The organism is Caldithrix abyssi DSM 13497 (assembly GCF_001886815.1).
Lineage (GTDB): Bacteria > Calditrichota > Calditrichia > Calditrichales > Calditrichaceae > Caldithrix > Caldithrix abyssi.
Map to the genome: position 1 here is coordinate 2,080,677 of NZ_CP018099.1, position 18,992 is coordinate 2,099,668.

General features: G+C 44.2%; 11 protein-coding genes. 9 read left to right on the forward strand and 2 right to left on the reverse strand.

Annotated elements, in window-relative coordinates:
- The first annotated feature begins 20 nt into the window (after positions 1-20).
- Positions 21-4,319, forward strand: a complete 4,299-nt coding sequence (locus tag Cabys_RS19625) for a PAS domain S-box protein (RefSeq protein ID WP_169833701.1) — start codon at positions 21-23, stop codon at positions 4,317-4,319.
- Positions 4,320-4,888: 569 nt separating this feature from the next.
- Here Cabys_RS19625 and rnhA read toward each other — a convergent pair.
- Positions 4,889-5,338 carry a ribonuclease HI gene (gene rnhA, locus Cabys_RS08175; RefSeq protein WP_006929861.1) on the reverse strand — a complete coding sequence of 150 codons (450 nt, stop codon included), beginning with the start codon at positions 5,336-5,338 and terminating at the stop codon, positions 4,889-4,891.
- A gap of 12 nt (positions 5,339-5,350) precedes the next feature.
- A complete protein-coding gene (locus Cabys_RS08180; RefSeq protein WP_006929862.1) occupies positions 5,351-5,905 on the reverse strand; it encodes a DUF2179 domain-containing protein in 555 nt (184 codons plus the stop codon).
- 364 nt (positions 5,906-6,269) lie between these two features.
- On the opposite strand from Cabys_RS08180, the gene Cabys_RS08185 reads away from it, so the two are divergent.
- From Cabys_RS08185 to Cabys_RS08220, 8 genes are all read left to right on the forward strand, one after another.
- Positions 6,270-8,624, forward strand: coding sequence for a S8 family serine peptidase (locus tag Cabys_RS08185; protein WP_006929863.1), 2,355 nt, complete (start codon positions 6,270-6,272; stop codon positions 8,622-8,624).
- Positions 8,625-8,972: 348 nt separating this feature from the next.
- The gene (locus Cabys_RS08190; RefSeq protein ID WP_006929864.1) at positions 8,973-10,814 is read left to right on the forward strand and encodes an FG-GAP-like repeat-containing protein; all 1,842 of its coding nucleotides are present in this window, start codon (positions 8,973-8,975) and stop codon (positions 10,812-10,814) included.
- A 412-nt stretch (positions 10,815-11,226) separates the two neighbouring features.
- The gene (locus Cabys_RS08195) at positions 11,227-12,987 is read left to right on the forward strand and encodes an IS1182 family transposase (RefSeq protein WP_006927882.1); all 1,761 of its coding nucleotides are present in this window, start codon (positions 11,227-11,229) and stop codon (positions 12,985-12,987) included.
- Positions 12,988-13,895: 908 nt separating this feature from the next.
- A complete protein-coding gene (locus Cabys_RS08200; RefSeq protein ID WP_006929865.1) occupies positions 13,896-14,513 on the forward strand; it encodes a penicillin-binding protein activator LpoB in 618 nt (205 codons plus the stop codon).
- A gap of 185 nt (positions 14,514-14,698) precedes the next feature.
- A complete protein-coding gene (locus Cabys_RS08205; protein WP_006929866.1) occupies positions 14,699-16,078 on the forward strand; it encodes a COG3014 family protein in 1,380 nt (459 codons plus the stop codon).
- Between the two features lie 20 nt (positions 16,079-16,098).
- Complete coding sequence (locus tag Cabys_RS08210; RefSeq protein WP_006929867.1) at positions 16,099-17,136, forward strand: LPP20 family lipoprotein; 1,038 nt, start codon at positions 16,099-16,101, stop codon at positions 17,134-17,136.
- A gap of 114 nt (positions 17,137-17,250) precedes the next feature.
- Positions 17,251-17,859 carry a hypothetical protein gene (locus tag Cabys_RS08215; RefSeq protein ID WP_006929868.1) on the forward strand — a complete coding sequence of 203 codons (609 nt, stop codon included), beginning with the start codon at positions 17,251-17,253 and terminating at the stop codon, positions 17,857-17,859.
- A gap of 335 nt (positions 17,860-18,194) precedes the next feature.
- Positions 18,195-18,962 (forward strand): hypothetical protein, encoded by a 768-nt coding sequence (locus Cabys_RS08220; protein WP_006929869.1) that lies wholly within the window; start codon positions 18,195-18,197, stop codon positions 18,960-18,962.
- Positions 18,963-18,992 lie beyond the last annotated feature (30 nt).

An 18,992-nucleotide genomic window follows, 5' to 3' on the forward strand; every position in this document is an offset into this window, starting at 1 on the left:
AAATTATCCTTTTAGCCTGTTTGGCATTTATTGGATATTTGCCGGCCGCACAGATGGATGTTATCAATTACAATGTCCAACAAGGCCTGGTTCAGTCGCAGGTTTTTGATATTGTCCAGGATAATGATGGCTTTATCTGGTTTGCAACTGCAGGGGGCATTTCCCGTTTTGACGGACATGACTTCATTTCGTTTACAAAGCGGCAGGGCATTGCCGATAATTTCACCACCTCCGCTTTATTAGATCGTGACGGCTTTTTGTGGTTTGGACATCAAAAAGGCAAACTTTCAAAAATTAATCCCAAAACGTTTGAAATACAAACCTACCAGATCAAAATCGATAATAAGCCGCAGAATAAATTACAAATCATTAGCCTGTTTGAAGATGTAACCGGAAGGTTGTGGATACTAACCGTGGGGAAAGGGCTTTTCTTTTTGCAGGACGGAAAGTTCTATCCCCTATCTCGCAAAATGGGGCTGCTCAGTTCCTATGTTTATAAAATGATCCAGTACAATGATTCTACACTGTGGGTGGCCACGGCCCGGGGCCTTTCGGCCATCAACTGCCGGGACTCCATCCCTCAAAAATGCGACTCCCTGGGCGTATTCGGCTTAAAAAATCCGTATATTGTCGATCTGGTTAAAGACCGCGACGGGCGCGTCTGGTTTAGCATCCTGGATGAAGGATTATTTTATCTTAATCCGGATGGCAGCTTTAACAAAATCACCAAGAAAGATGGACTGATCGAAAATAATATCTGGGGCATTGCGCTGGATCCGAAAGGCGGCATGTGGTTAACCTATAATGTAAAAGGGATTTCCTACCTGGAGGTTCAGGAGTTAAACCAGAACCAATACCGGATTAGCCATTTTAACTCACAAGAAAAGTTAACCACCATAGATATTTTTAAGATATTTGTGGATAGGGAAGGCAATGTCTGGCTCGGCTTAAACGGAAAAGGCGTTGACCTGCTCAGAAAGTCATTATTACAAACCTACCGGATTAGCGGAAAAAACATGCCGGAAAACATTGTGTGGTCTATCTGGGGAGATGGAAAAAGATATTGGTTCGGTCTGGAAAACGGACTGGCCAGTATGGATATGCGCACCGGCAAAATAAATCTGGTTAAAGAGATTGACGGCGTTAAGTTAAACAGCGTGATGCAGATTTTAGCGGAAAAAAACGGTGATTTCTGGATCATTTCGTATGGAAGCGGCATTTTTCATTATGATTCACAACAGCGCCGTTTTAGACGCTTCAAGATTCCAGAAGATATTGATCCCCGCTTTGTTTATTGCATTAGCAAAGATGACGAGGATAAATATTGGTTTGGTTTTGAGTTTTTTGGCTTGCTGATTTATGACTCCAAAAGCAAAACGTTTAAACGACTGACGCGCAGCGACAATAAGATATTGAGCGATAGTATAGCCGTCCTTTATAATGATGGCGTTGGGAATATGTGGATCGGAACATTTGATGCCGGCCTTATTCAATATGATGGCAGCACATTCAAATTATTTTCGAGTGAAACCGGTTTTCCGATCCATGGAGTCAATTCCATTACGCGAGGACCGGACGGCAGGTTGTGGTTAATCAGCGATAGCGACGAAGTGGTCGTTTTTGACGGAGAAAAAGTTGAAGTTTTGACGGAGCGCTTCGGTTTAAGGCAGAATTCACTTTATTCTTTGAGCTTCTGGAAAAATCAATTATGGGTTGGTACCAATCGTGGTATTGTGTGCATCGATTTAAAGAGCGGCGGCAAGTATGATATTGGCCTGAATACGGGCTTTGATGTAACTGAGGCCAATGAGCGTGCTGTTTTTATAGCCCCCGACAGCTCGCTATGGTTTGGAACCATTGATGGGGTTATTCGTGTTAATCCGGCATCCTTGCAAGATTATATGCTATCGCCCAATGTGGAATTGTATGATGTGAAGATTTTTTCCCAGCATGCGGAATGGCCAGAGGATAGCCGGCTGTCGCATAATAAAAATCATCTTACCTTTGTTTATACCGGCATATTTTTTAAAGTGCCGGAATGGCTAAAATTCCAATATCGTTTGCGCGGCTTTGACAGAGAATGGTCCAAACCAACCGATAGCCGTTCGGTAACCTATTCCTACATTCCGCCGGGGGAATATGTGTTTGAAGTGCGGGCATCGATCGATGGCGTAAACTGGTCTGAGCCTGCCACACTGAGTTTTACTATCTCTCCGCCTTTTTACAAAACATGGTGGTTCCTTTTTATGGCCAGCCTGTTCATATTTTCTGTGGTTGTGGGAACCATTTATTATCGCGATAAAAAAAATAAGCAGATTCAAGCCTATCTTGAACAAAAAGTTAACGAACGCACACAAGAGTTACTGCAGCAAAAAGAACGCGTTGAAACCATTAATAAAGCTTTAAGCGAAAGTGAATCGAAATTCAGAACCTTGACGGAAATTTCGCCCTCTGCTATTTTTATTTATCAGGATTACAAATTTATCTACGTAAATCCTGCCACTGAAAAAATTACCGGTTACAAAAAAGAAGAATTACTGGACAAACCCATTTTTGAGATCGTTCATCCAGACTTTAAAGCTATTGTTGCCGAGCGCGCGCGCAAGCGGTTAAAGGGAGAGAAAGTTCCCGATCGCTATGAATTTAAAATTATCAGAAAAGACGGCCAGGAACGCTGGGTTGATTTTTCAGCCAGAGCCATAACCTACCTGGGAAAAGAGGCGGGGCTTGGAACCGTGTTCGATGTGACGGAACGTAAAAGAGCAGAGGAGGCTTTGTTAGAGGAAAAGGAAAGGTTAGATGCAACGTTGTCGGCCATCGGAGACGGCGTTATTGCAACCGATAGGGAGCAACGAATTATTATCTGCAATAAACGCGCCTTAAACATATTGGGTCCTGATAATTTTGAAGAAAAAAAATATATCGGCGCTTATTTCCCCGATCTGTTTAAAATATTTAATGAAAACACCAACGAGCCTTTGCCCAATCCGGTCTCTACTCTCATTGAATCAAATGGCGCGAATCAAATCGAGGGCAGCGGATTTTTAAAGAGCCGTGGCAAGAAAAAGGTTTTGATTGAGTATTCTGCTGCGCCCATCTTTGACAAACACAGCAATATCATTGGCGTGGTTATTGCCTTTCGGGATGTTACGGCCAAACGGCGGATGGAAGCAGAGCTTTTGAAAAATCAAAAATTGGAGTCCATCGGCGTGCTGGCTGGCGGCATTGCCCATGATTTTAACAATTTTTTAACCGCTATTATGGGCAATTTATCTTTGTTAAGAATGCGGATGAATGAAGAGGATAAACGATTAATCAGCCGCATTCAAAGCGCGGAAAAAGCGGCTGAAAAGGCGCAGGAATTAACACAGCAACTATTGACCTTTTCAAAAGGCGGGTTGCCCATTAAAAAAACGACCGATATTCGAGAACTGGTACAGGATTCCGCTGAGTTTGTCCTGAGCGGCGCGAATGTCGATTTTGTGTTGGAAAGTGATTCGGACCTGTGGCACGCCGAAGTAGATCAGGGCCAGATCAATCAGGTAATCCAAAACCTGATCATTAATGCCAATCAGGCCATGCCGAACGGTGGAACCATCTATCTGAAACTCAAAAATATGGAATTAAAGACGCCGGGCAAACTGCCTCTGGAAGCGGGTAAATATATTAAGATTACTATTAAAGATCAGGGCGTGGGGATTCCGCCCAAATACCTTTCCAAAATCTTCGATCCTTTCTTTTCTACCAAACAGAGCGGCAGCGGGCTGGGATTGACCACCGCCTTTTCTATCGTTAAAAAACACAAAGGGCATATTGAAGTGCAATCCGAAGTCGGAGTTGGAACGGAATTTACAATCTACTTACCGGCGACGACCAAACGGAAAGAAAAAGTCGCAGAAAAACTTAAGTTTTCTAAATTTAAATTCGGCAATCAGCGACCGGTGGTTTTAATTATGGACGACGAAGAGATGGTGCGCGATCTGGCAGCGAATTTGTTCGATCAGCTTGGCTTTGTTGTGATTCAGGCAAGAGACGGGAGCGAGGCCATTAATTTGTACAAAAGTTTCAAAGAAAACGAGCGGAAGATCGACCTGGTGGTCATGGATTTGACCATTCCCGGAGGAATGGGAGGAAAAGAAGCGATTAAAAAGTTGTTGGAAGTAGATCCGGATGCCCGGGTGGTGGTCTCCAGCGGCTATTCCAATGACCCGGTAATGGCCCAATTTGAAAAATATGGATTTAAGGCCTGTCTTAGAAAACCTTTTAAATTAGAAGAGCTGCTTGTCATTTTAAACAGCATGGATTTTAACGGGAATTAAAAGGGAGCGCAGACAAGCCGTAACCAAAAATCAACCGCAACGCGTACAAAGTAATTTTCTCGCAGATTACGCCAATCATCGTAGAAAATTATTTAACATTTAAGACGAAAGCTAAGCAAACCGGTACTCTACTTTTAATAATTCGGGCACAGCCTCCCGCTCCGCGTGATAATCCGGGCACAGCCTCCCACTTCGTGTGATAATTTTTAATTGTAGTACAGCATGGCCGCAACTAAAAATATTTCCGCAGGGATTTAAGCAAACGCAGAGTGTACAGCGCACAGAGAAGTCCCAAAGTTCGCAAAGAATGTTAAAAGTTAAAAGTAGTTTGAATTACCCTCACCCCTGCGTTCTCCCTCTCCCAGAATAAAAATCTGGGAAAGGGGGAAGTTGATCGCATCCAGTGCAGGCATCCAGTGCAGGCAACCAGCGCAAGCATCCAGTGCAAGCATCTAGTGCAGGCGGTCTGTCTTTGTTTAACGCTGTAAGGCATGAGAGATTTCGTTGAAAATTTAACTATTCAACCAATCAACCATTCAACCACTTTACGCCCTGAGGCAGCGCTCGACTTAGAGATCATTAAGTTTGGGCCTGGATGCCGCCTTCACCGCCAATTCATCGCATCGTTCGTTTTCGGTGTGGCCAGCATGTCCTTTAACCCAAATGAATTGCACTTTATGTTTTTCGAGCTGTTTAAGAAGTCGCTTCCATAAATCGACATTTTTTACGGGTTCGTTTTTGCCCCGAATCCAGCGTCGCTTGACCCAGTTTTTCAGCCAGCCTTTATTGATGGCGTCCACAATGTAGCGAGAATCGGAATAAACCGTCACCTCGCACGGCTCTTTTAAGGCCTCCAGCCCTTTTATGATAGCCATCAATTCCATGCGATTATTCGTCGTTTTGAAATAACCTTCCGATAGTTCTTTGGTGTGTTGTTGATATTTTAAAATCGTTCCATAGCCACCGGGGCCGGGATTGCCTGAACAGGCGCCGTCTGTAAAGATTTCTACTTGTTTCATACCACCTTTCATCTATTTTTTCTTTAGAATGGCACGCCATCTTCTGCCGCGCGAATGGCTCAGTTGGGGATAGGCGCTTCGTACGTCAGAAACCGAAATTAAAGCGTTTGGATCGAACTCTCTGGCAATTTGCATGGCCTGACTTACTTTTTTTCTGGGCGTAATTAAATAAAGAAAATCAAGGCGCTCCCTTTCGTTGCTGGCATAAAGATGAGTTACCTTAAAACCTTCTTCGCGCAACAGCATGCTCAACGTCTTGAGATTATCTTCCGTCACAATCTGAACAATCTGGTAGCCAAGAGCCAGTTTGTTTTCAATGGAAATTCCGATAAAATTTCCCAGAGCAAAGCCCAGGCCATAGGCCAGGTATGATGCCACGTTGTCCAAATTTTTAAAGACCTGACCGATTGCCAGCAACCAGATTATTACTTCAAAAAAGCCGAGGAGGCTGGCCAGTAAACGATTGCCCCTGCCGATCATGATAATGCGAATCGTTCCAATGCTCACATCTGATATTCGAGCCAGACAGATGAACAGCGGCGCAAACAGCGCATCCCAGTTCAGCATGGCCGCAAATACCTCCTTTTGGCATCCAGATTATTTACAAAAATTACAAAATATTTGGAATTTATCCAACTGAAAAAATCGTTAAAAATAATTGAGTTCAGTATAAAAACCACGAATTTCACGAATGGACACGAATATATTGTATGTAATTTAAATAAAAACAATAGTCCCATTTACATGAAATTCGATAACAATACCTTTTTAGAGGGGACTCATAAGTATGAACGTTACGCAGAAAGAAAACAGGCCTTTATTCAGACTTAATATTATGGATGATGCTTTTGTGCTAAAAATCAAACAAGCGTGTTCTAAAGATAAATATCTTCCATAGAAATTTATTTAATTATAGCTAAGGAGGAATCGTATGTCCCGTTTTTTTAAGATTTTAATTGGTATCGTTTTAATCGTATCCGGCGCGCTGCAGGCCAGCTCGTTTGTGGGGTTTAAAAAAAATGTAATATCCGTTAAAATAGATGAAAAAGCATTTTACAATTTACGAACCGTTCAATTTACTATTGGAAAAACCGGCATCCAGTCCATCGATGCGCTCAATGAGCAATACAAAGTGCGGCTGGTCAAAAACTTTTTTAAATTAAAAGCGGATTTTATCAATGAACGGAATAAAGATTTACAACAATGGCTATTATTCTATTTTGAAACACCGATCGATGTAGAGCAGATCAGTCGTGAATACGCCAGTCTGGCCGATGTATTGGTGGCAGAGCCCATTCCCATTCATACCGTATTTAAAACGCCTGATGACACGCGTCTGACCGATCAGTGGCATATCAATCAGAGCAACGATGCCGACATTGACGCTTTTGAAGCCTGGGACATGGAAACGGGAAACACCTCCATTATCGTTGCGGTGATGGACACCGGCGTGGAATGGTGGCATCCGGATCTGGCCGGGGCTCTGGCCGATCGCACCAATCGGAACACGATTCACGGCAATATCTGGATCAATACTGCAGAGTTAGCCGATACAAACAGCACGGTTGATGAAGACGGCAACGGCTACGCAGACGACTGGGTGGGCTGGGACTTTGTTACCGGCAATCCAAATTTATTGGACCTGGGCGATGACTACGATCAGGAAGATAACGATCCCAGCGATCATGAAGGACACGGCACGCATTGCGCGGGCAATGTGGGCGCCATCAACAATAATGCGCTTGGCGTTTGTTCGGCAGCCGGCGGTTGGGGAGAAGACGCCCAGGGCGCGGGCAATGGGGTGAAAGTAATGCCCCTGCGTATTGGCTGGAAAGATTTTCCCTCGGGCCGGGTTTCCATGGATTTTGCCGCACAGGCTTTTATTTACGCAGCCGAAAACGGGGCGCACATTGCGTCGTGTAGCTGGGGCTCCTCTGAAACGACGGCTTTGAAAGACGCCATCAACACCTTTTTGTATGGCACCACCAGCCCTACGGCCTCCGATCCGCAAATACGTCTGATCTTTGTGGCCGCCGGCAATGACGGAAACGAGTCACAAGCCTATTTAAACAGCCGCGACGATTGTATTTCTGTTGCTGCCACCAATGCCAACGACGGCGCGCCAAGCTGGACCAATTACGGAACGTGGATCGATATTTCAGCGCCGGGCGAAAATATTTTAAGCACCTCTCTTAACGGCGGCTATGCCTCTTTAGACGGCACATCCATGGCCACGCCCATTGCCGCCAGTGTGGCTGCCTTAATCTGGTCTTATCAACCTTCCTTAACGGCCACAGAGGTAGAAAATTATCTTTACCAGGGCGCAGAGAATATTGACGCCAATCTCCCGGCTACGCACATCGGCAAAATGGGCGCCGGCCGCGTCAGCGCCTGGAATTCATTGAGCCTGATCACACCCAACCAGCGTCCTGTGGCAATGGCCGATACTTCCTCATTGGCCGAAGACGATTCGGTTAAAATAGCGGTTTTGAACAACGATTCGGACCCGGACGGCGATCCGCTACAATTGTCCGTTTTAACCAGCCCGCAAAACGGTTCAGTTACACAACTTGGCGACACATTAAGGTATGTTGCAAACCAGGATTTTTTTGGCAGCGATAGTTTTCAGTACAAGATCGACGATGGCAACGGGGGACTCGATACGGCCATGGTGCGCATTACGGTTCGCGCCGTTAATGACCCGCCGCAAATTGTAGGTTTGCCGCAAAATTTGATCTTGAATCCAAATGACTGCACTTCTCTGAATATGGCCAACTATCAGCAAGATGTGGATACGCCGGATTCGCTTTTGCAGTGGTCGTTTTCGGTTAGCGATCCCACCGCTTTGAGCTACACGTACAACCCTGCCACCGATACGCTGGAAATTTGTTCGTTAGGCCCAACGGGAACCTATTTTGTTTACACCACGTTGACCGACGACAGCGGCGCCTTTGATCAGGATACCATTACGGTGACGGTTGAATTGCCCAGCGCTCTGGCGGCCGTGGGCAAAGGTACTCCGGATAAATTTGATTTAAAGGCTAATTATCCCAATCCATTTAATCCTCAAACCACCATTGCGTACCAACTGGCTGAAAACGATTATGTAAGCATCAGAGTTTATGACATCACCGGCCGGTTGGTAAGCACGTTGGTTGATGAAACACAAAAAGCGGGTTACTACAAGATATTATTTGACGCCAGACATCTTTCCAGCGGCATCTACTTTTATGTGATGCGAACGAGCCAATTTGTCAAAATGCGCAAGATGATGTTGATTCGATGAAAATAGAATAAAAAACGATGTGAGGAGTCGTTGCTTCGTCCCGATTTACCGGGACGAGCAATTCTTCTCATGTTGTGAGGCCGCTAAACCACACACAATTGAGCAATCCCTTTTTGTTTACCTGTGCCCAAAATGGTTTGTGTCTTCGTCCTGCAGGATGGTTTTATGTCTTTGGACTGCGTTCTTATTCTTTGCGTTAGGTGAGCGCCGGACGGTTTTAACTTTGTGTGAATGTAAATCCTGTGATTTACAACACGATGCGTTTTTTGTTCAAACAGTAATTTGCGGTCAACTCTTAACAGTTTAAATTTTTAGGATAGTTTGGCGTAAACAACAGAAAGGGAAACCATGGGCGCAATAAAATTTCATACTTTAATAATTATCCTCGTATTATTTTTTACATCGGTATGGGCGCAATATCCCAACGATCCTTTTCAATTTCCGCAGGAATTGGGTACCTTTATTACGCACGCCTCGGCCTGGGGCGATTATGATAATGACGGCGACGACGATCTGTATTTTTCTAACGGAGAAGAAGGCTTTCAGTGGAAAAATCATCTATACCGCAATAATGGCGACGGCACCTTTACGGAAGATACCCTGGCAGGGCCCATTGTTACCGATGAATTCACCTCTGGCGGCGTATCCTGGGGCGATTTTGACAACGACGGCGACCTCGATATGCTGGTTTCTGAGCCGTTTACCCATGGATCGTTTCCCACCAATTACTCTAAGGTTTCTCTTTACCTGAACAACGGCGACGGAACGTTTAGCGTGGCGTCGGCGCCCACCTTAACCGATGAAGAGTCATCACGTAGTAAAGTGGGAGGCTTCTGGGGAGACTGGAACGGCGACGGCTTTTTAGACGCCTTTGTCAGTAACGCCAATTTTATCGGCACCGGAACGAACCACTCTTTGTACACCAATAATCAAAACAGTACATTTACAGAAGAGAGCAATAATCTTTCTAATGGCACTTCAGCCCGCGCCGGCGGTAGTTGGGCCGATTTCGACGGCGACGGCGATCTGGACCTGGTCACCATTTCCGGGGCCATCGGGCAAAAAACCGTTTTGTGGGTTAACACAGGAACCGACTTTGTAGATTATGTACTCATCAATAACGGAGAAACAGACGGCCGTACTTCGGAAACGGCAAGCTGGGGCGATTATGACAACGACGGCGATCTGGACCTGTTTATCGGCAATGCAGGCGATACGCCCGATGTGCCGGAAAAGAACATCCTCTTTCGCAACGACGGCCTGGACGCCAATGGCAATCCAATTATGACGCGGATGGATTCGGCCACGGTGGGCGATATCGTGGCAGATGTTGATTTAACCATTTGTAGCGCCTGGGCGGATTTTGACAACGACGGCGATCTGGACCTTTTTGTGGGGAACGACGGCGGCTACGCCGCGGGTTATCGCAGCCGCCTTTATGTGAACAACGGCGACGGAACGTTCACCAAAAAAACAAATACCATTCTGGTCGATAGCGCCAGCTTTGCCCGCAGCGCCGCCTGGTCCGATTTTGACATGGACGGCGATATGGATATTGTGGTCGGTCGCGATGGCCCCAATCGCCTGTTTGTAAATAATGGTAATTCCAATAGTTTTGTAGAAATCAAGTTAATCGGTGTAAATGCTAATAAAAGCGCCATCGGCACCATTGTACGAATAAAAGCAACCATCAACGGAACGCCTGTGTGGCAAATGCGCGATGTCAATTCGCAAACCGGGCACGGCAGCCACAACAGCTATCGCCTGCACTTTGGGCTTGGCGATGCGTTTGAGATCGATTCGCTGGTTATTGAATGGGCCGGTTCCGGGTCGGTTGATATTTATGAAGGCCTGGCGGCCAATGATTTTTACGAATTTACCGAGATCGGGACCAGCGCCATCGATGACGACCTGACGGCCATTGCCGATCAATTTACCGTGCTGCCCAATTATCCCAATCCTTTTAATCCCGAAACCAGACTGCGCTTTGTCTTGAAAAAGAGCAGCAAGGTAACCATCGAACTTTACAATATCTCTGGAGAAAAGCTGGCCACCATTTATCGGGGAATCAGACGTGCAGGACTTAATCAGGTAACCTTCAACGGAGCCCAATTCGCCAGCGGCATGTATCTGGTAAAATACCGCACGGAAAATGCCGTAAAATTCCAGAAGATTTTACTGGTCAAATAGCCGTTCGGCATTTGATTTGGATTCAAATTATTGACGCTGTTTTCCTGATAAAGGCGCCAAAACAGTACGGGAAATCAAATAGACGATTAAATTGTTTACAGGGACGCTTGCGCGTCCCTTTTTTAGAACACTTCCTCTGGAATATCTAATGGAAAAGCGTTTGAAAATTTTTGTGCTGTTTTAAAAACTCATCCCCCAGGGGCTGTCCCAAAAGTAAATCAAGATGTATAAATATGCAGGTTTTTAAATATAATTTTATTGGTAAATGTGATACGAAATTATGGAAAAGGTAAAAGATTTCAACAAAAAAACATGAATAAAAACAAGATTTAAATTGGTTCTATTTATTGTCTTTAGCACATAAAATAACTTGCATTAATAGTTTGAAAATATTAAATTTAAAATAAAAACCATGAAGCCAAAACGTTGTCGGAAAATCCCATTTAAAACTACCGATCAAAACCAACTTACTATTCTTCCGCCTTCATTAGATGAGCTCATAGAACCCAATCATATGGTTCGGTTTATCAATGCCATCATAGACAAGATGGATATTGATTTTTTAATTAAAGAATACAAAGGAGGCGGTCGGGCCGCGTATCATCCGCGGATGCTATTAAAAGTAGTCATTTATGCCTATACGCAGAAGATATTTACTTCGCGCCAGATAGCTAAGGCCTTAAGAGAGAATATTCATTTCATGTGGTTATCAGGGAACAGTCGTCCGGATTTTAGGACGATAAATCGTTTTCGTTCATCACGATTGAAGGGAAAAATAGAGGAAGTATTCACCTATGTAGTTGAGCAATTATTGGAGTTGGGCTATATAGGATTAAATGATCTTTTTATAGACGGGAGCAAATTTCAGGCGAATGCGAATAAATACAAGGCAGTCTGGAAGAAGAATGTAGACCGTTACCAGAGAGTACTTCAAGAGAAGCTAAAGGAATTACTAAAGAAGATAGATAGCGAGAATGCTTTAGAGAATCGTTTATACGGTAATAAAGATTTAGGAGAATTAGGAGAGGATGTTACTTTAAGCTCTAATCAGATTGAACAAATAGTTGATATATTGAATGAGCGGTTAAAAAAGGAACCGGACAATAAGGAATTAAAGAGAGCAAAAAATAAAATAGAGAAGGATTATTTACCGCGCCAACGTAAATATGAAAAGCAACGAAAGCTTCTAAATGGTAGGAATAGCTATAGCCAGACGGACCCGGATGCTACCTTTATGAGTAAGAAGCGGGATCATCATAATAATACGGATTTGCTTCCGAGTTATAATGTTCAGGTAGGAAGTGAGAATCAATTTATAGTGAATTATACGATAAATCAGAACGCGAATGATAGCGTATTATTAAAGCCCTTTATGGAGTCATACAAGCGTTGTTATGGTAGGCAACCAAATCGAGTAATAGGCGATGCAGGCTATGGAAGTGAGGAGAATTATGCATATTTGGAATCAGAAGGTGTAGAAGCTTATATCAAATACAGTAGTTATTACAAAGAGCAAAAGAAGTCATACAAAGAGAATCCTTTTTTGATAGATAACATGCGGTATGATAGTGAATTAGATCGCTATGAATGTCCTGCCGGTCGGTATTTAGAATATGTTGGAGAACAGGAAAGTGTTACGTCGACGGGTTTTAAAGTAAAGCATCGTATTTACCGTAGTGAGAGTTGTGAAGGCTGTGTATTGAAAGAGAAGTGCTACAAGGGCCAGACTGCACGTGTTGTTAGAGTAAATGTCATGCTTAATGATTATAAAAAGCAGGTTCGTTCTCGATTGAATACGGAAGAAGGAAGAAGATTAATCAGCAAACGAGGTTCGGAGATAGAAACAATTTTTGGACAAATAAAGCATAATCTAGGAATAAGGGGCTTTTTATTAAGAGGATTAGAGAAAGTAAAAACAGAATTTGGTATAATAGCAGTAGCGTATAATTTAAAAAAGATGTTTAATCAGATGAAAGAGTACGGTTTAGTTAACGAGATGTATAAGTATAGCGCTAACATCTTTTTTAATTTAAACCGGGCAAGCCAGTGTCAAAATTTAGGCCCAAAAAATACCATTTTAAAATCGTTAGAGCGGTTTTTTATAGAAATTAAGGAAAAAATAGTTGTTAAATATTCATCTTGTCTCTTCAACGCCAAAATATGTTTTGTATAAAAATTTACTTTCATCGACTTTTGGGACAGCCCCGTAAATAGCGCCGGTTTACTTAGCTTTCGCCTTATAATGTTAAGTAATTTTCTGCGTTGATTGGCGTAATCTGTCAGAAAATTACTTTGCGCGCGTTGCGGTTGATTTTGGTTGCGGCTGTGCTGCCTTAGAATACTTCCTTCAAAACACCTATCTCGCCATGGCTGGATTGGTTGAATGGTTAATTAGTTGAATGGTTGAATAGTTAGTCTGTCATTTCAAAAATGTTTCTGCAAATGTGGTGAATTCCTACCACCGTTTACGTAGGGGCGAAGGATTTCCAAGAACAATTCAACTCTGGTAAGCATTAATCTTTAGTCATATAAAAAAAGCGCTCTGGATAAAGTGGGGATGGAAATCCTTCGCCCTTACAAGTACGGTCACTCCTAATCTTTTGTCTGGGAGTGAGGGTACAGGGCGTGAAGGCAATTCCAACTATTTTTAATTTTTAACATTCTTTGTGCCCTTTGTGAATTCTCTGTGCGCTGTGCGCTCTGAGGTTGTTTAAATCCCAGCAAAATTGTTTTTGGTTGCCTTGGTTATTAGGCCGAAATTCCGCCATGATCCGCCTACTTTGCCACCGGGCAAGTCCCGCTCGTTGAATAGCTCCATTGGACAAAAACCGTACTCTAATTGCAGTAGAAGGGAAAGCGGACACGCCTGCTTAGCGGCCGGCAGAGGACCGTTCCTTTACACGAATTTTTTTGATCAAAAACACAGACAGCTCTTTCCTCTTGAATTAAAATATTTTAATATTCAAGTTGTGAATTTTTTAGTCGAATTAAATTGAGCGTTCAGGGGGATAAGTAAATTTAATTTGATATTCAGTCGATAATAAACTAAAATAATTAGGCAAATGAAAAAGGGAGAACCCCATGGCAGTGAAAACGCATTTTCTTAATTACCTTTCCTTATTTCTGATTTCAATCATCCTTTTTAATTGCGCTGGCCCTACGCGCACGGTTAAACGCGTTCAGGTGGACGAAGCCATCGACATTAGCGGGCGCTGGAACGATACGGATGCCCGTCTTACTGCCGAGGCCATGGTAAAAGACGTGCTTTCCAGACCGTGGCTTAAAAACTTTATCGATGAAAACGGGCGAAAACCGGTTGTTATCGTGGGACAGATACGCAACCGCACCAGCGAACACATCGAAACGGCCATGTTCATCAAACATATTGAGCGAGAGTTGTTAAACTCCGGTCAGGTGCAGTTTGTGGCTTCAGACAAAGAACGCGAAGCCCTGCGCAACGAACGATTGGATCAACAAAGTTTTGCCTCGCCAGAGAGCGCCAAGGAGCTGGCCAATGAATTGGGCGCCGATTTTATGCTGCAGGGCGTCATCACCTCCGTTACCGATTCCTTTGAAGGACGACGCGTGGTCAAATACCAGGTTAATCTGGAATTAATCGACATCGAAAAAAACACCAAGGTGTGGATCGGCCAGAAAGAAATCAAAAAATATATCGAACAAAGCAAATACAAGTGGTAGGTTTCATGATTTAAATCCTTTGAAACGATCATTAAGACTGTCACTGCCGAACGGAACGGAAGAGAGACGCTGTTGTAATGGGAGAGTTCTTGATTCCGGGCAGGCGGGATGATTGGCTGTTCTTAGGAAACGCGGAGTCTTTTCAAAATTTTCCATAAGTACGTCCCACTTAAGCTGGAATTTACATGAAAACTGCAAAAAACTTTTTGCTGATTTTTGTCGGGCTGTGGTTATTAGCCTGCGCTTCCTCCATGCGCCAGGCGCAATATTTTGATACGGTGGTTGCCGATCTCTCTCGCGAAGAATACCAACTGGCGCTTAAAAAAATTGAGCAAGCCAAAAAGTTAAATCTCTACCGTCAGAAAGACCGATTGCTTTACTACCTGGATATGGGCATCACCTATTTTTATCAGGGAGATTATCAACGCAGCAATCAGTACTTTGAAAAGGCCGAGCTGGCCATGGAAGAGTTGTTCACTAAAAGCATTTCGCAGGCCGGCATGTCCTTTTTTCTCAACGACCTGACCATGGATTATTACGGCGAGGTGCACGAAAATATTTACGTCAACGTGTTCAAAGCGATCAACTACATTAAGCTCGATCGGTTTGACGACGCCTTTGTTGAAATCCGGCGCGTGGATATTAAGCTGCGAGAGCTGGAAGACAAATACCGTGAGATGGTAGAAAAGTACAACCAGGCTGACACCACCGCCATCAATTTTACCTACCAGTCGCCGCGCTTTTACAACGATGTGCTGGCTCACTATCTTTCCTATTTAATTTACCGCACAGAGGGGAGCTTTGACGACTGCCGCATTGAACTGGAAAAGATTGACGAAGCCTTTCGCCTGCAATCGGATGTGTATTATTTTGAAAAGCCGTCGTTCTTAAAGCAACCATCCATGGAGCGCGGGGCGCTCTATTTAAGCGTCATGGGGTTTGTCGGACAGGCGCCGCGCAAGATAGCCGTCGGCGGTTTGATTACCACCTACGACAATTACCTGGGCATCAGCGATTTAAGCGTTCCCATTGCTTTACCGAGAATTCCATTTCCGGGGATGAAAGCAGGTTACCATTTTAAATTCGCCTTTCCGATGATGGTTAGCGGAAAAACAAAGATAAAACGCGTGGATGTGGCCATCAACGGCCAATATGTCGGAACGCTTGAGCTTTTAGAGGATTTGGGCAAGGTGGCGGTTAAAACCTTCCAGAGCAAGCAAAAGATCATCTATTTAAAAACTCTGGTGCGCACGGTTACCAAAGGCATTCTGGCGGCCAAGGGCAAAAAGAAGCTGCGTAAAGAATTAAAAGCCGACGGTTTTTTAGGAGCGTTGCTGGATGCCAGCGTCGATCTGGCGGTTGACGCCACCGAGCAGCCTGATTTGCGCGTGTGGAAAACCATGCCCGATAAATGTCTGGCCGGCGAATTTAAGGTGACTCCTGGCAACCATTCGGTGGACGTTACCTGTTACGATGGCGGCGGTCAGGTTTTGTTGCGTAAACATTTTCAGACCGAAATCACCACAAAAAACGTCAATCTCATTCATTTTGCAACGCTTCAATAAAATAAGCAGGAGTGCATGGCATGAAAATACTTTTTAGAATGATCATCGCGCTATTGTTCATTCAATTCTGGCAGTGTTCGTACGCGCAAAAATCGAGCGGCGTGCAGCGGGGGAGCGAAAAACCGGCATGGGTAAACAATCCTTACGAAGTTTATTCCGAGCATCAATACCTGGTGGGCGTGGGCAGCGGCGATACGCGTGAAGCCGCAGAAAAGAACGCCATGGGGCAAATTGCCAAAATTTTTAAGACCCATGTTCAGGTGGACGAAACCCTGATTGAAAGCGTATTCGAATCTCTTAAAAAGAACAAAAGCTCCATTAGCAGCGAAACGAATATTTTGAACCGCACGCGTTTGCAAAGCGACGTGCAGCTAAAAAATGTCAAAATCGGTCAGGTCTTTTTTTCGGAAAAAGAAGGGCTGTACTACGCGCTGGCTTATCTGGATCGGGCGGAAACGGCCGCCTTGCTGGAGCAGGATTTTAATGAAAACAATTTACTATTAAAAAGATATTATGAAACCAGTCAAAGCGAGACCAATAAATTGCGTCAACTGGCCAACATCAACAAAGCGCTGGCCCTGGCTCAGGTTAACAGTTTGATTAACGAACAATACAAGGTATTAACCGGCGGCGACGGTCTGGAACTGGCGGTCAGCGAAGACGCCCTGCAAAACGCAGCGCGCAAAATCAGAGAAGCGATTGTTGTGCAAATTAGCGGCGAGGGACCTTCTGCTGAAGAGATCGCCGCTTATTTGCGCGAGGTACTCGGTCGTTTTGGCTTTAGCATGGGCCGGCAAAATCCCCATCTCAGCATTCGCTATCAACTGGAGATGAATAAAACGGATTTGAATCGGCCGGGCGTTGTGGCTTACAACTGGCATTTCAAGATCGATGTCAACGATTTGATCAATCAGACGACCTTAAAAACGTTTAATATTAACAAGCGATCGGCGGCGATTTCGGAAGATGAAGTCCGGGCGCGCGTATTGCGGACGATTAAAAAAGCGCTAACCACGAAATTTTACAAACAATTGATGGATTATTTTAATTCATTTTAAAATTTAGAGGTTGCGAATTAATTTAAATTGATGCAGATCAATGCAGTTAAAAAGGAATAGTGCGAATATAAGAAAGCATTTTTCATTCAAGTCAAATCAATGTAGGAGAACGTCATGAAGCGTTTTATGTTTTTTGCTTTAATTTTAGTCATTGCCTCTGCCCTGATGATTTCGTGCGGAAGTTCGAACCCCAAAGTCGCCGCATCGGATCCGGGCGCCATGGAAGTTATTGAAGATCCATTTCAGGATTTAACCGATCTGGCCAACAAAATTATTGAATCCGGCGGGGTGGCAGCCGTGGGACAGGGCACCTCTGCGCGGCAGGATCTGGCCAAAAAGAAGGCCGTAACCGACGCCATGGGCAACCTGGCGCAGGTTTTTAACACCAAAGTTCAAAGGCTGAACAAGAGCTTCCAGGAAGAAATCGGCAGCGCAAACGATTCCGAAATTAACGAAGCCTTCACGACGGTTACCAAAACATTGACCAGTCAATTGTTACGCGGCGCCGTCACCAAAAAAGTTAAGTTCTTGCGCAATAAAGAAACCGGCCAGATTACCGCTGCCGCGGTGGTGGCCATTGATCCCAAAACGCTTAATCAATCCATCCTGGATGAATTACAGAACAAGAAACCGCAACTTTACCAGCGTTTTAGAGCCACCAAAGCTTACGAAGAGCTGAAAAAAGAGATGGAAGATTACGAAAAACAACAACAGGGCTTCTGATCTTTTAACGTGGTTATGCCGGGCGTTTATGCTTGTAGAAAAGCAAGGACCTTAAATAAGCGAACCGGCGCTGTTCCTGTGCCACGCAACGATTTTAGTGAGGGACGTCCCCTATGGGGCGTTCCCTCATTTCCCTTTTAAGCAGAGGAAGCGGGCATTTTAATCGCTACGAACTGATTAAAAAGCACTTTCAAGCGAAAAAAAACAATCGTTGTGCAAAGTCGGAAAGAAACGAACCAGAGACGTTCTTTTCGGCCGAAACCTCTGGAATGTCGCCGGATTAAAAGGCCCCTGAGGCAAGCCCGGCTATTTCCCATTAAATGATCGTTATTGTCATGATGCGTTTTGTATTGATTAGTATTTTGGGCAGTCTTTGTTATTTTTCGCAGCTTTTTGCCATTGAAGAATATCCTTCGTGGTTTCTTTATCCAAAAAACTATCCGGGAATTATTGTTGGCTATTCGTACGGCGGGCATTCCGCCAGAACCGATGCGGAAAATATGTACTGCGCTTACAAATCGTGCGTGGTCAATGGTACGCTGGAGATATTTGAAGACACCAACGAATCGCAGTGGCTGAAAAATTCGGATTATTACTATTATTACTCGCCAGACTCCGTGCTTAAAATTCAGGGCAAACTTTTTGGCATTGATTCTTTTATGACCAATATTCTCACCGGCGATTATATTGCCGCTTACTCGTTTGAGCAAAGGGATTCCCTGTCAAAAGAATGGATTAACGCCAGGCAACTTAAGGCGCCGCCGTGGGTAGAAAAGACGTTCTGGGAGGATGAGCGCTATGCCTACGGCGTGGGCCTTTTTACCTCGCGGCGTAATGAGAATGACGCATGGAAAACTGCGGAAGAACAGGCCATCTTTAATATTTTGACCAATCTTGCCGTGGGCTTTCATCGCATCAAAATTTTGTACAAAGATCAGACGGATGGGGAATCATCATTTCAGGAAATTTCCTTTTTACGAATCAAATATTATTTGAAAGATATAGAAATTGTAGAACGGTATCCGGACCTGGAAAATCAGCTTTTTTATGTTCTGGTGCGCATTGCAAAAAAGAATATCATCTCGCCCATGTTACGAAGATGATTTGAGATAAAGTTAAATTTGCTGAAGGGC

Bases quoted from the DNA above. Each gene is read 5' to 3' on its own strand.
- Cabys_RS08220 (WP_006929869.1), top strand. From the start codon at position 18,195: ATGATGCGTTTTGTATTGATTAGTATTTTGGGCAGTCTTTGTTATTTT.
- Cabys_RS08210 (WP_006929867.1), top strand. From the start codon at position 16,099: ATGAAAATACTTTTTAGAATGATCATCGCGCTATTGTTCATTCAATTC.
- Cabys_RS08190 (WP_006929864.1), top strand. From the start codon at position 8,973: ATGGGCGCAATAAAATTTCATACTTTAATAATTATCCTCGTATTATTT.
- Cabys_RS08185 (WP_006929863.1), top strand. From the start codon at position 6,270: ATGTCCCGTTTTTTTAAGATTTTAATTGGTATCGTTTTAATCGTATCC.
- Cabys_RS08195 (WP_006927882.1), top strand. From the start codon at position 11,227: ATGAAGCCAAAACGTTGTCGGAAAATCCCATTTAAAACTACCGATCAA.
- Cabys_RS08180 (WP_006929862.1), bottom strand. From the start codon at position 5,905: ATGCTGAACTGGGATGCGCTGTTTGCGCCGCTGTTCATCTGTCTGGCT.
- Cabys_RS08215 (WP_006929868.1), top strand. From the start codon at position 17,251: ATGAAGCGTTTTATGTTTTTTGCTTTAATTTTAGTCATTGCCTCTGCC.
- Cabys_RS08200 (WP_006929865.1), top strand. From the start codon at position 13,896: ATGGCAGTGAAAACGCATTTTCTTAATTACCTTTCCTTATTTCTGATT.
- rnhA (WP_006929861.1), bottom strand. From the start codon at position 5,338: ATGAAACAAGTAGAAATCTTTACAGACGGCGCCTGTTCAGGCAATCCC.
- Cabys_RS08205 (WP_006929866.1), top strand. From the start codon at position 14,699: ATGAAAACTGCAAAAAACTTTTTGCTGATTTTTGTCGGGCTGTGGTTA.